A 14156-nucleotide genomic window follows, 5' to 3' on the forward strand; every position below is an offset into this window, starting at 1 on the left:
ATCGTCATATAACCATTGTTCTTGCCATCCGAACCCTGCAAAAAGCTCTGGACAGTCAGAGATTTGTCAGCACAGATATTATCCTGCATAGTGATCAGGGAAGTCAATATACATCGAAGGCTTTTACTGAATTCTGTGAGAAAAACAGCATCACACAGAGCATGAGCAAGGCAGGCTATCCATATGACAATGCACCAATGGAAAGGTATTTTAATACTCTGAAAAATGAAGAGATATATCTTCACCATTACCATGAGGAACAGGAGTTATATGATGCTGTTGAGGATTTTGCATACATAAAGTATAACCATGTACGTCCCCATGCCTATAACGGATATCGCACTCCCTTTGAGGCACGGTATGCTGTATAAAAATCAGTCGCAAGTGTTACAAAAATGCTTGACCACTACAATCACAACATAGAGATGAACTTAAAGTAATGGATGGAGGAAAGTGCATCTTGGAAATAAGAGAAGCAAGACCTTTTTATTCTGATAAATTTGATATTACAAAACATAAGAACTACAAAATGCTTTCTGATTACAATAAGAAAAATGCTGGATTTCAAGACCGAAAAGCATTATAAAGATAAGAGAAACTATTATGTAGATAAAGATAAATGTCAAATAATAGAAAATGTGCATGAGCCAATCATCAGCCGAGCCACACCCCGAACCTGCGGCATTCTAATAAAAAAATGAATGGAAAAACCTTTGTAACAGAGATATATTTTGACCCAAACAGTAAGGATACATTTCAAGATAAGCTGTTAAAGGCAGTACAATCGGAACGGAAAGAATAATAGAATATTTTGTATTCGTAATTTACGTTCTTTTCCTATCTAATTCTATGAAAAACTTGAAAGTAAGTAGGAAATCTGACGGTAGAAAGAATGTCTTAAAAATAGTATAATATTGGCAAATACTTATAGAGGCAAACTTCAAAGTTGTTAAGGAGATAAACGAAATAATGAAAACATATCAGGATATAAAAAAAATATTTACGGATGGGTTGAGGAAGGCTGGGAATGGAGGAAAGCAACTTCACATGATATTAAAACATATATTGCAGCAAAATCAGCTAAATTATAGGAATATATAATTGGAATTTGAGGAGGTGGCAATGAATAAGATTACCTGTATCTGTTTAGGTGTTAGCGATATGGAAAGGTCAATAAAGTTTTACAGAGATGGTTTAGGATATAAGACTGATTGCAAAGAAAATAATCCGCCAGTATGTTTTTTCGATACTTTAGGAACAAAGTTTGAACTATTTCCTTTAGAACAATTAGCAAAAGATATTGATGAAAATAACCCACCAAAGGGAAATGGGTTTTCTGGAATTACATTAGCATACAATGTTGAACATAAAGAAGATGTTGATAGTGTAATTGAATTAGTACGAAATGTTGGTGGAAGAATCGTAAAAGAACCACAAGATACCTTTTGGGGTGGATATCATGCATATTTTTCGGACTTAGATGGATATTACTGGGAAGTTGCCTGGGGTTCAAATTTTAAGTTTGACGAAAATGGACTATTAAAATTTTAATAATTAAGGTAGATATAAAAAATGGCTTCCGGCAAAGAATACTTAAACTTTATTTTAGAACAAGCAGTTGTAAAACTAGGGATAGCAAGCAAAATATTTAATGAAAATATAATAAAATTACAGACAAGTATTTGATAAACTTATGATGTTTGGCTATACTATAATCATAAAAGAAGAACATGTTAATTGATGAATTTGATAGTTGCATTTATTATTGACATGGTTATAAAAAATTGAAAGCAAGTAAATACTATTTTGCTTTAGTACAATATATGGAAGGCAGGGAAGCTTATGAAAAAACTTTGGCTTTATATTTTTATACCAATAGCTTTATTGGTTGCCTGCACCGGGCAACAGGTATTAAACTCTGTGGAAACTTTTAAAAATACAGATACCGATAAACAGACAAATGTTGTTTATGACAGTATTACAGAAAATCAGTTTATTGATATAGAAATGGATGAAATAAGGGATTTAATAAATTCGATGGAGGCGGAAACTCCTGAAATCAAATATACTGATATGGATCAATCTCTTTTAGAGTTTTATACAAGGCCTATAAAAAATGACTATAAGTTTTTAGGACGTTTCGCTAATAACGGATATGCCTACATTCTCGGGATATCTAAAACTGAAAGTGCTGTTTTGAGAGATTTAGATTGCAGGGTTGAGGAAATTGGATATGTTCAGTTAGGAAAATGGATTGATAGTCGGATGGATAATGAGGAGAATTTTGATAAAATATATGATTTTCCTGGGATTCTGTCTTTTTATCAAAGTAAAGACGGGAAGTTTTTATACTTGGGTATTAGACAATATTCAGATTTAGATGATATAAAATATTCAGGTATGAATATAGGTAAGGTATTTAATGAAATAGTAAATGACAACAGGTTGGAATATATTAGTCAATTACACGAAAAACAATTAAGAGCTCTTAAGCCGTTTAAGACGCCATATATATCGATGTATAAGTGGGAACACGGAGAAGATTTTTATGCATACAAACCAATCTCATATGATGAACTGACTAAAATTACAGATGACAAGAGCAAAGTTGAACCGTCAAAAATAAATAGTGAATGTGTAGGCTTATATGATTATGATGGTGAACCTATGCCTTTTATGGACTCTATTAATCAATCTCTTTATGAAAAAATTGAAGATTTTTATGAGGTTCGTTCTTTAGATGAAATTGCAGATATTTGTTTCATAAAATATATTAGAAAAAATCCGCAAGGACAACAAAGTAAAATTATAAATATAAAGGATTTAGATACTGTTGATAAAATAATAAAGATTTTAAAAAGTTCTGATGTATCTTATATGGGCGGAACATCTTATGAAGATTTATTAATTCTTATAAAGGAAGATGGAAGTGAAATAGAATTACAGATTTCACCGTATTATTTTGGAACAATGACTGGAGAAGGATTTATTTTGGGGAACTCTGTTTGTTATAGCCCCGGAACAGAAGAATGGATTAACTTAATGGAAAAATATTTCAGTGAATGATACTTAATGAAATTTACAAAATATAAGAACTTATAAAAAGATGATTTGGGAAGTAATTATATTTTTAGTTAAAAAGCAAATAAATATAAAAACATATAAAAAAATAAATTGTTAAGGAAAATATAAAAAGACTTAAATCAAATATAAATTGAGATGGATATTTACGAATTAGACAGAAGAAAAAAAGTAATACTTGATTTTATGAATGATCCGGTATACCGTCCTATGAAGTTAAAGGAAATTGCCGCATGTTTAAACATTGAAAAGCCTAAAAAGGCACAGCTTTTTGAAGTGCTTGATGAACTTGTAGCTTTAAAAAAGATTAAGCTTATGCCGAATGGAAGATATAAGCTTGCAGGAAAGACGGACACATGTGTAAATGAAAAAGAAAAAGTATATAATTCAGCAAATTATAAAGCGGGTGAAGAATACAGCGGTATATATACAGTAAGCCGGAATGGATTTGCTTTCGTTTCAGTTGATCAAAAACAGGATGTATTTATATCAGGCAAGAATCAGAATACTGCTTTAAATGGAGATAAAGTAATTGTTAGAATTATAGATTCAGGCAGAAAAAAAGGTTCGGAACAAAAAGCTGAAGGCAGTGTAATAAAGGTAACGGAACATGTTAATAAGCATATTCTGGGGCTATATAAAAAAAATAAAAAATTTGGGTTTGTAGTACCTGATGATAAGCGTATATTAAAAGATATATATGTACCCGCTGAAAAGTCAAAGGATGCCTTGGATAATACAAAAGTTCTGGTCAGGATAGATGATTATGGAAGTGGTTTAAGGCAGAATCCTGAGGGGACTGTCGAAGAAATACTGGGAGATTTAAAAGAACCGGGTGTTGATATACTTTCAATAATCAAAGTTTTCGGTTTTCCTGAGGACTTTGAAAAAAGGGTAAAAGCTGCCGCAAATAGAGTAGCTCTAAGGGATATAAGCAAAGAAATTGATAAAAGGATCGATTTAAGAGATGTCTATACAGTTACAATAGATAAAGAAGATGCAAAAGATCTTGATGATGCTGTCAGTTTGGAGTTTGATGACGGTATATGGAAACTCGGTGTACATATAGCCGATGTATCCCATTATGTAAAAGAAGGGGGACTGCTTGATAAGGAAGCATGTGAGAGAGGCACAAGCGTATACTTTCCGGACCGTGTTATTCCTATGTTTCCTGCACAGCTTTCAAATGGGTGCTGTTCATTAAATGCGAATGAGGATAAACTGACACTTTCATGCATTATGGATATAGACAGCAGTGGAAAGGTTATATCTCACAAGATATGCGAAACTGTTATAAGAGTTAAAAAAAGATTGAGCTATAACTATGTGTTTGAGCTGCTTGAAAATCAGGATAAGGATATGATTAATTCAAATACACAGGATTTGGATGTGTGTACAGAAATTATAGAAGATACGGAATTTAGAAAGCTGATTTATAATATGCATGACCTTGCACTGCTTCTTAGAAAGAAGAGGTTTGAAAGAGGTTCAATTGATTTTGATCTGCCTGAAAGCAGTATTATATTAAATACTGACGGGAGTGTAAAAAAGATACAGGCTTATAACAGAACTGTTGCCAATATAATTATAGAGGAATTTATGCTGGCAGCCAATGAGACGGTTGCACAGGAATATTTCTGGCTGGAGCTGCCTTTTATATACAGAGTACATGATACTCCCGATATGGAAAAAATGCGGGAATTATCGGCATTTATAAATAATTTCGGATTTTCAGTGATTACTTCAAAAAATGAAATGCATCCTAAGGAGATACAAAAACTTTTGAACAAGATTTACGGTACAGAGGCTGAGGCGGTTATAAGCAGGATGGTGCTTAGTAGTATGAAACAGGCAAGGTACCAGGTTCTTCCGGGTAAACATTTCGGACTTGCGGCACAATATTATACCCACTTTACTTCACCCATAAGAAGGTATCCTGATTTGCAGATACATCGCATTATAAAGGAAAATATAAAAAAGGGCATAAGTGATAAAAGACGTACTCATTATATGAATATACTTGATTATGTGGCTTCACATTCTTCAGCTATGGAACGCCGTGCCAATGATGCGGAAAGAGATGCCGTAAAATATAAAATGTGTGAATATATGCAGACTAGGATAGGATGTGTATTTGACGGTATAATAAGCGGTATGACAAAGCACGGCATGTATGTTGCACTTGAAAATACTATTGAAGGTTTTATAAGCATGGCTGATATTGGTGATGATTATTATTTTTTTGACAGTATAAATTATGAAACAGTAGGTCAAAGGAGCAATAAAATATTTAGACTGGGTGATAGTATAAAAATAGTAGTGGCAGGTGCGGATAAAATGACACGTGTAATTGATTTTATACCTTATGGAAAAAAGAAAAAAAGAAGAAAATAAATTGAGGTCAGCAAATGGAAGGCATAAAACTTATTGCCAATAATAAAAAGGCATATTTTGATTATTTTATCCTTGAAAATTATGAAGCCGGTATAGAGCTTTTCGGCACAGAAGTTAAGTCAATCCGCATAGGACATTGCTCAATAAAGGAATCATGGATACGTATTGAAAAAAATGAAATTTATATTATGGGGATGCATGTAAATCCTTATGAAAAGGGCAATATATTCAATAAAGATCCATTGCGTGTAAAGAAACTTCTTATGCATAAGAACGAAATAATTAAAATCGGTTCAAAGGTCCAGGAAAAAGGGCTTACTCTCGTGCCACTTAAAGTATATCTTAAAGGAAGCCTTGTAAAGGTTGAAATAGGTCTTGCAAAAGGTAAGAAAAATTACGATAAGAGGGAAAGTCTTGCTAAGAAGGATCATAAAAGAGAAGTTGACAGGGCTTTAAAACATGGTTTAAGAAAAGAATAGAGTATATTTAAATACAAATCCGAAATAATTTAAATGTAGTATTTCGGATTTGTATAGGTAGTGGAGATGACGGGAGTTGAACCCGTGTCCAAAAAACAATTCCTCGTTCTTCTACTGTCATAGTAAATTATTTAAATATTCCTGCTGCCGCAGGGGAATTTACACACCTGCAGTTTTAGTAGCTTCATAATACTTATATATGCTCAAAGCTTTGCATATACAGTTTCCTACATATTCGACACAGCATATCCCGAGGTATAGGTGCCAAGGGGGCTGTGGCTGCCCTTAGGCAGCGAGTGCTAATTCTTCGTCAGCGTTTAATTTAAATTTGCCATTTAACGCATCGCATACGGACAGCTTCACCGACTGCATGTTCCCTGTCGAAACCGGTACATCCCCTGATATCAGTCTTATATAATTTTGTTTATATAAATGATAAACGCTGTAATATTTATCCTCATATCTGAGGAAAGAATTGTAACATAAAATATAGCTAAAAGCAAGGCTTTAAGCACTTCTTGAAAATTGTAATTTTTTTAAAGTAATATTTAGGTTTTGGGTAACAACATTCCGATATTTTTAATATAGCTATTTAGTTTATTTATATTTGTCTGCTATATAGTTTTGTGTTTTTTATCGGAAGTATCTGTTTAAGGCATGTTATCAGGTATATCATTAGGTATGTTATCGGGTATATCATTAGATATATCATCAGGTGTATCATCAGATATATCACCGGATATATTATCCGGTATATCATGAAAAGAAGCTGTATTATTTAAATTTTTTATCTGCCTTGTTATTATAATAAATGCATATGCCGAACCCGGTATTGCTATACTACAAAAAAGTAATGCAAATAATGTATTTGATGAGGCTCCTGCAATTCCTGCAGCTACTGTTGCAATTGTTAATATAAAAAATACAATGATTGCAGCTGCTGCCAATATTCTTTTCATACATTGAAACCTTTCATATATTGATATTTTAAATTTATTCTTGAGGGCAACGGACAAATACGCCAGGCTTGCCTGCACATATTGCGACTTTTGACAGTTTTAAAGCATCTTTATATCATGTTATCTGTTGTGCAAGATTTTCCCATTCTTCATAAAGTTTCTCAAGTTCTTCCTCAGCCTTTTCTTTTTGAGTTTGAAGTTCCATAAGTTTCCCGACATCGCTTTGAATATGGGGCATTGAAAAATTGAGCTCTATCTGTTTAATTTCATTTTCATACTTTTCTATATCATTTTCACATTTTTTAAGAGCAGCCTTTTGTTTTTTTGCTTTTGCAGCTTCTTCTTTTGAGTTAAGCCAGTCCTGTTTTGAGCTTTTTTCCTCCGGGTTAAGTGATGCTGATAAAGGGGTCTGAGCTGATGGATATGCAAACGCCGCATTTCTTACATCATCACGTTTCTCAATATAATAATCATAATTTCCTATATAATTATAAATCCTGCCATCTTTAAGTTCAAGGATCCTATCGGCAGTTCTGTTTATAAAGTAACGGTCATGCGATACATATAAAACGGTACCTTTAAACTCTCTTATTGCCTCTTCAAGAATTTCCTTACTTGAACTGTCGAGATGGTTTGTAGGCTCATCAAGCAGTATAAAATTAGCTTTTCCAAGCATAAGTTTTGCAAGTGCAACTCTCCCTCTTTCCCCTCCACTTAAATCTGATATTTTTTTAAAGACTTCATCACCTGTAAACATAAATGCTGCAAGTACATTTCTGATATAGGTATTATCAAGATCTGGATAAGTATCCTGAAGCTCATCAAATAAAGTTTTTTCCTTATTCAGTATCTGATGTTCCTGATCATAATAGGCGGTTTCAACTCCTGCTCCAAGTTCTATAAAACCGTTATCAGGAGAGATAAGGTTATTTATAATTTTTAATATAGTCGTTTTGCCGCTTCCATTATCTCCTATTATTGCAACATGCTCACCTCGTTTTATTTCAAAATTTATATCTGAAAAAAGCTCTTTTTTATCAAAGACCTTTTTAAGATGCATGGCTTTCAGTACATCATTTCCGCTCTCGTGCCTAAACAAAAGAGAAAGTTTCATATTAGTATTTTCCTGCAAAGGCTTATCAAGTCTTTCTATTTTATCAAGCATCTTTTTACGGCTTTCCGCACGTTTTATTGATTTTTCACGGTTAAATGATTTGAGCTTATCAATAACGGCTTCCTGCCTTTTTATCTCATTTTGCTGATTTAAGTATGCCTTAAGCTCAGATTCTTTAAGCATTGCTTTTTTTTGAGTAAAATCAGTGTAATTTCCTGAGTATACAAAAGCTTCGGTATTATCTATATCTATAACTTTATTAACTATTTTATTTAAAAAATATCTGTCATGTGAAACTATAATAACGGTACCTTTATAATTAAGTAAATAATTTTCAAGCCATTCTATATTTGAAAGATCGAGATGGTTTGTAGGCTCGTCAAGTATTATGATATCAGGCTTTGACAATAACAGTTTCCCTAAAAAAACTCTGGTTTTCTGTCCTCCGGAAAGAGTATTTATCTCTTTTGAAAAGTCATCTTCAGAAAAACCGAGACCTTTTAGTATGCCGGTTACCCTGCTCTGTGCCGAGTAGCCGTCTGCAAGCTCATATTCATGTATAAGTCTGTTATATGAATTATAAAGAGTTTTAAGCTCAGTACCTGTAAGTTTGTCCATATCATCATGCATTTTTTTAATATTTTTTTCCATATCGATAATCGGCTTTATCACTGTCAGAAGTTCTTCTTTAATGCTTAGTTTTGAATCAGGGTTGTTGATCTGGTGAAGAAAGCCTATACTCGCATTTTTAGATATATTTACAGTACCGGAATCAGGTGTAAGCTCTCCGGCAAGCATACGCAGGAGAGTCGTTTTACCGGCACCGTTAGGTCCTATAATTGCTATTTTTTCATTTTCGTTTATTATAAATGAAGCATTATTTATAATTTCTTCATCTCCAAATGATTTACATAAGTTTGAGACATTTAAAATCAAAATCCTATTCTCCTTTTATAATACAAATTTAACTGTATGTCATTGTGTAGAGGACTGTTTGCTTTGATGCAATGCGGTTTTTGCGTACATCAGGCAGCTATATTATGTTATATAATATAGAGTTTTGTCAACATTAAACATATATGGGAGTGAAATACGTACACTCAAGGAAAATATCATTGACAGCATTAAAATTTTATGATACTCTTAAAAAAATATTAAGAATATCAGCTAAAATTTATAGATTTATAAATCATCAAAACAGTCGGATATTTATATATTTATGTACGTTTAAATAATTAGATATATTGATATAAGTCTGTATAAATTGATGAATATTTAGTTAAGCCCATAAGTCTATATATGTAGCTGATAGGTTCTGATATATTTTTATGATTTGCGTAGTTTTACAGCGATCAAATTAAAAACAATGTATCTAAGCGTAGCCCTGAACCGGCATTAAAAACAGCCGGGAAAACACATGTCATGTTATATAGAAGAGGTATTTAAATGAAAAAGATTGTAAAACCTGCATTTGCTCTTTTATTAATAATAATGGGAGTAATTGTATTAATGAAGATAAATAGAACATGGGCATTGAATCCCGAACAAAATCCGGATGAAGCATCGGAGCTGAACTCAGAACAAAATCTGAGTGAAACATCGGCACTGAATTCTAAGAAAAATCTGAATGTGGAATATTTTATCAGTGGAATTGATTCCGATACAACATATAAAGATTTGGAACGGGAAATAGGTCCAGTTACCGGTACTACAGGGTGTGGATTTGTCAGAGACTATTATGAGGTGGAAGATCTAGTTTTTTTAGATTATTGGATGCATGCACTATCAGAAAAAGGTACAGTTATTGAGCTTATGGTAGAAGATATGTCTGAAAATTATAAAGGCTTAGTTATGTACGTTGAAAAAAATTTTAAAAGCACTGAATATATAAAGAAACTTTTTGCTGAGGGAAAAATCATTTCAGATGTGCATAAAATAGAAATAAAGCCAAGACAATTTTTTGATTTAAATGATGAATATACATATGAAGATATAGTGAATTTATATGGGAAAACTCATGGTATAACTGATAATAACAGAATATACTATCATATCAATTCATACTATGTATTTTTCCCGGCTGATTTCTCTTCTAATCAAGAAAGTAAGCTGAATTATATAGATTTATATTCAGAGGATGGGAAGTTCAAATGTCGTATACAATATGCACCTCAAATTATAAACCATTCATTGAATATATTTTATGATTAAGACTTAGTGTGCCGGGATGTAAATGAATAAAATAGCAGGTCATCACTTTAATAATCACTAAATCTGAAAAGTATCATACAACTTATCGGGTAAATATACGGTTTTAATTGTAGTTAATCCTGATGATGAGTATTATTGGTATCGGCAGGATATTGATGGAAAGTTTCATAAACAGGGGTTAACAAAGGTTATTACAGGGGTAAAAATCCTAAAAAAGATGCAAAGAAAAGAGGGTATAAATATGACTTGGGATTTTATTATATCAGCAAAAAATAAATATCTGAAAAGAAAGAGTATAAAAATATTATTATTAGGTTTATTTCTCTTATTATTGTTTATGTTAATATTTTTATATAAAAGGTATGATATGTGTGAAGTTGATTCTGAAACAAGATATAAATTTGAATCATTAATAAGAAAGCCGAGTTGGGAGATATTATCAATACTAGGAGAACCGGATAAATGGGAGGGTTGCGGAAATCCCTATCCAGTGTATGTTTTATATAATGGTTTAGAAGTAGAACTTATTTTTTTGTATGGTTCTGATTTAGAACAAGGCAGTATGTTGTGGAGAATAGTATATGAAAAAGACGGAAAGATTATTCGTGATGTAAGGACAAAAATTAAATAATTTTAAAAGCATATAGACATGACTCTGTCGGTAATTTAACTATGGTTGACGGTTTTATACTGAAATTACATTACACCTATCAGAAAAATTTAATGATAAAAGATTTTTGCCCTGAAATGAATATTACTTGGATTTCTTTTGTAATGCTTTTCGTAAGAGTAGTTAAATAGATCTATGTATTTTTTATAGGACTCTCCTATAAAAGAACATCCGTCATAAACTTGTTCCTAAGAGGTACTTGCACTACCATAAAGATGTGGAAATATCTGAGAGGCAGTCTTTGATTTAGAAAATGGAGAGAAATCTTTAATATAACCAAAAGATTTTATATTTTTTGTTCCCGGTTATTTTTTATTCTTATAACAAAATGATTCATATATTTGAAGCTAAGTTCCTTTTTTCTTCTTTTCTCAAAAAATAAGCCATAATAGCCTCCAGGATAAAGTATTATGAAGTACTATTGTTATAACATACTCAAAAAATCCTTGATTTTTATAAAAAATTATGGTAGAATCCATAGGTTGTTAAAACGAGGTGCTCCTCTGTCATAAATAGTATTTTTTATAATTTATATTATATATTGAGTTAATGGCATGAACATCAAATTAAAACAGGAGGATTTATATACTATGGACGAATTAATTAGAAAGATTGAAAATGCACAGCTTAAAGAAAAGGTGCCTGAGTTTAATGTAGGTGAAACGGTAAAGGTTTATAACAAGATTAAAGAGGGCAACAGAGAAAGAATTCAGGTATTTGAAGGAGTTGTGCTTAAAAGACAAAATGGCGGTATAAGAGAGACTTTTACTGTAAGAAAGCTTTCAAACGGTACAGGTGTTGAAAAGACATGGCCTATTCATTCACCCTTTATTGATAGAATTGAGGTGGTAAGAAAAGGAAGAGTCAGAAGAGCTAAGCTTTTCTATCTCCGTGGACGCATAGGCAAGGCTGCTAAAGTAAAGGAAGCAAGATAGTTATAGTTCCGAGCGATATAAGCCGGGTACAGCATAAAATAAATACTAATACTTAAAGTGATAAATATATAGAAAAGGAATTTATCTCTGTTTTTTTATAAAAATGTATGTTATATATTTTTATCTATATAAAGTATATTTATCTCTGCAAAAAAAGGTGCTTACAAATGATTTTATTACCATTTGTAAGCACCTTTTTTTAGTCATTGCATAGAAAACAGCAATAGTATAATATACTAAATCAAGTCTGTCATGCTCTTTACGGAAATTCCTAAAGTTGATATATTATGTAAAAGGGCTGAAGAAGTTGGAGAAAGTATCCCGGAAGTTCCAAATAGTATAAGGGCTGTATTAAAACTCATTATAAATCTATAATTGCTGTTTATTCTATCTATAAGCCTGTTTGCTATTTTTTTAAGAGTTATAAGCTCATTTAAACTTTCGGCGGTTATTGTAATATCCGAGATTTCTTTTGCTATAGCGGCACCATTTCCTATGGCTATACCGCAGCTGGCTGCGGAAAGTGCCGGAGAATCATTTATACCGTCTCCCACCATTATAACCGTTTTTCCGGAATTTCTTTCTTTTTCAATAAAAGCTGCCTTGTCTTCAGGAAGTACACCTGCATAAAACTCATCAACACCGGCTTTTTTAGCGGCAGCTTCAGCTGTTTTTATATTATCACCGGTTATCATCACGGTTTTTTTAATGCCGAGTCGTTTAAGTTCTGCAATAACTTCGGCAGCTTCATCTCTAAGCGGATCTGAAATATATATTACTGCAACCAGTTTACCGGCTATTGCAAGAAACAGATGAGAATACTGTGGGTTCAGATTTTCAATTATTTCACTATCCTCAGGTGCGATTTCGGTATGTTCATCTTCAAATACAAAGTGATAACTGCCTATTATAACCTTTTCTTCTTTTATAGTGCTTGCTATGCCGTGTGCTACGACATATTCAACATGTGAATGCATTTCACGATGTGATATGTTAAGTTTTTTTGCATAGGCAACTACCGCATTTGCAACTGAATGAGGAAAATGTTCCTCAAGACAGGCTGCAATTTTAATCATTTGTCTTTCATTTTGACCTGCACAGGCTATAACTTTCTCAACAGTAGGACATGCATGTGTCAATGTTCCGGTTTTATCAAATACTATGGTATCTGCATATGCAATTGCCTCAAGATATTTGCCGCCCTTTACTGTAGCCTTATATCTGCCTGCTTCTTTCATAGCTGAAAGTACGGCAAGAGGTATTGAAAATTTAAGTGCACATGAAAAGTCAACCATGAGTACAGAAAGTGTTTTTTGTATATTCCTTGTAAGAAGGTAAGTAAATGCCGTTCCTAAAAGCGAGTATGGAACCAGTTTATCTGCAAGGTTTGAAGCTCGATCTTCAGTGTCAGATTTAAGTTTTTCCGATTCTTCAATCATTTTTACTATCCTGTCATATCTTCCGCTGCCTGCTTCGGCATCTACAGATATTATAAGTTCGCCCTCTTCTATGACAGTGCCTGCATATATATAAGCTCCCTCTCTTTTTGCTACAGGTACTGATTCTCCGGTAAGTGAGGCTTGATTTACCATCGCTTCACCTGAATACACAATTCCGTCAAACGGTATTACGTTACCCATATTTACAACTATAAGATCCTTGCTTTTTATACTTGATACAGGCACAAGCACATCAGCACCATCTGTCTTTAGCCAAACTTTGTCTATATTAAGCGACATGGTTCTTGCAAGATCATTTATTGATTTTTTATGTGTCCATTCTTCAAGCAGACTCCCTAACCCCAAAAGAAACATAATTGAGCCGGCAGTAGAAAAATCCCGTCGTATGACTGAAACTCCTATTGAGATTGCATCAAGTACTTCAACTTCAAGCTTTCCGTTAATAAGCGATTTAATTCCTTTAATTATATATCCGGTCGATTTTAAGACAGTATATAAAATTCTTAAAGGTAATGGAAGAAAAAGCTGTCTTGCCACGGCTAAGGTTATATTTCCTACAAATTTTTCTTGAAATTGTCTGGTTATAAGCCTGCCTGAATTTTGTGAAGCATTATCTGTAAGTGAGTCGGAATTAAGATCAAATTTTGATATGGCAGAAATTACGGCATCTTTTTGCCCGTTTTTAAAAAAGACTACCACATCATTTGTTCTTTCATAAACTACAGCCTGTTTTACATAAGACTTTTCTTCAAGATAGTATAAAAGTATGTCGGCCTGCTGTATCGTTATAAGAGGTTTTTCTATTTTAAATCTTATCCTTAAGGAAGATTCATGTATTATTCTGCATTTCACC

Annotated in this window: 13 protein-coding genes, 1 other RNA gene and 2 pseudogenes; 11 read left to right on the forward strand and 5 right to left on the reverse strand. The window is 32.7% G+C overall.

Going from position 1 to position 14156, the window contains the following annotated elements; translation table 11 throughout:
- The 8 genes and pseudogenes from HMPREF9333_RS02580 to smpB form a co-directional block, all read left to right on the forward strand.
- A partial coding sequence (locus HMPREF9333_RS02580; protein ID WP_040882128.1) for a DDE-type integrase/transposase/recombinase occupies nt 1-371 on the forward strand: 371 nt, incomplete at its 5' end.
- A gap of 89 nt (nt 372-460) precedes the next feature.
- Nucleotides 461-586, forward strand: coding sequence for a conjugal transfer protein TraG (locus HMPREF9333_RS13630; protein ID WP_156797256.1), 126 nt, complete (start codon nt 461-463; stop codon nt 584-586).
- Nucleotides 555-668: pseudogene (locus HMPREF9333_RS13725) on the forward strand (DUF4368 domain-containing protein); the annotation flags it as partial. The gene HMPREF9333_RS13630 and the pseudogene HMPREF9333_RS13725, both read left to right, overlap by 32 nt.
- 29 nt (nt 669-697) lie before the next feature.
- Nucleotides 698-802, forward strand: a complete 105-nt coding sequence (locus HMPREF9333_RS13635; protein ID WP_156797257.1) for a hypothetical protein — start codon at nt 698-700, stop codon at nt 800-802.
- A 320-nt stretch (nt 803-1122) separates the two neighbouring features.
- Complete coding sequence (locus tag HMPREF9333_RS02585; protein WP_005539596.1) at nt 1123-1551, forward strand: VOC family protein; 429 nt, start codon at nt 1123-1125, stop codon at nt 1549-1551.
- A 291-nt stretch (nt 1552-1842) separates the two neighbouring features.
- The gene (locus HMPREF9333_RS02590) at nt 1843-3066 is read left to right on the forward strand and encodes a hypothetical protein (RefSeq protein ID WP_005539598.1); all 1224 of its coding nucleotides are present in this window, start codon (nt 1843-1845) and stop codon (nt 3064-3066) included.
- A 153-nt stretch (nt 3067-3219) separates the two neighbouring features.
- Nucleotides 3220-5475 (forward strand): ribonuclease R, encoded by a 2256-nt coding sequence (rnr, locus tag HMPREF9333_RS02595; protein ID WP_005539600.1) that lies wholly within the window; start codon nt 3220-3222, stop codon nt 5473-5475.
- A gap of 14 nt (nt 5476-5489) precedes the next feature.
- Nucleotides 5490-5954: an SsrA-binding protein SmpB gene (gene smpB, locus HMPREF9333_RS02600; RefSeq protein ID WP_005539602.1), complete on the forward strand. Its 465-nt coding sequence runs from the start codon at nt 5490-5492 to the stop codon at nt 5952-5954.
- 58 nt (nt 5955-6012) lie between these two features.
- On the opposite strand, the gene ssrA is transcribed toward smpB, so the two are convergent.
- From ssrA to abc-f, 3 genes are all read right to left on the reverse strand, one after another.
- Nucleotides 6013-6353, reverse strand: a transfer-messenger RNA (tmRNA) gene (gene ssrA, locus HMPREF9333_RS12475).
- 251 nt (nt 6354-6604) lie between these two features.
- Nucleotides 6605-6913, reverse strand: a complete 309-nt coding sequence (locus HMPREF9333_RS02605) for a hypothetical protein (RefSeq protein WP_005539604.1) — start codon at nt 6911-6913, stop codon at nt 6605-6607.
- A 115-nt stretch (nt 6914-7028) separates the two neighbouring features.
- Nucleotides 7029-8963 carry a ribosomal protection-like ABC-F family protein gene (abc-f, locus tag HMPREF9333_RS02610; protein ID WP_005539606.1) on the reverse strand — a complete coding sequence of 645 codons (1935 nt, stop codon included), beginning with the start codon at nt 8961-8963 and terminating at the stop codon, nt 7029-7031.
- Nucleotides 8964-9473: 510 nt separating this feature from the next.
- Here abc-f and HMPREF9333_RS02615 point away from each other — a divergent pair.
- The gene (locus HMPREF9333_RS02615) at nt 9474-10238 is read left to right on the forward strand and encodes a hypothetical protein (protein WP_005539608.1); all 765 of its coding nucleotides are present in this window, start codon (nt 9474-9476) and stop codon (nt 10236-10238) included.
- Between the two features lie 241 nt (nt 10239-10479).
- A complete protein-coding gene (locus tag HMPREF9333_RS02620; RefSeq protein ID WP_005539610.1) occupies nt 10480-10869 on the forward strand; it encodes a hypothetical protein in 390 nt (129 codons plus the stop codon).
- A 95-nt stretch (nt 10870-10964) separates the two neighbouring features.
- On the opposite strand, the pseudogene HMPREF9333_RS13795 reads toward HMPREF9333_RS02620, so the two are convergent.
- Nucleotides 10965-11183: pseudogene (locus HMPREF9333_RS13795) on the reverse strand (IS1634 family transposase); the annotation flags it as partial.
- Between the two features lie 315 nt (nt 11184-11498).
- Between HMPREF9333_RS13795 and rplS the strand changes: the two are divergent.
- Nucleotides 11499-11843: a 50S ribosomal protein L19 gene (gene rplS / locus HMPREF9333_RS02625; protein WP_005539612.1), complete on the forward strand. Its 345-nt coding sequence runs from the start codon at nt 11499-11501 to the stop codon at nt 11841-11843.
- A gap of 236 nt (nt 11844-12079) precedes the next feature.
- On the opposite strand, the gene HMPREF9333_RS02630 is transcribed toward rplS, so the two are convergent.
- Nucleotides 12080-14155 (reverse strand): heavy metal translocating P-type ATPase, encoded by a 2076-nt coding sequence (locus HMPREF9333_RS02630; protein WP_005539614.1) that lies wholly within the window; start codon nt 14153-14155, stop codon nt 12080-12082.
- Nucleotide 14156: the final 1 nt, after the last annotated feature.

The sequence above is a fragment of the Johnsonella ignava ATCC 51276 genome (assembly GCF_000235445.1).
Taxonomy (GTDB): Bacteria; Bacillota; Clostridia; order Lachnospirales; family Lachnospiraceae; genus Johnsonella; species Johnsonella ignava.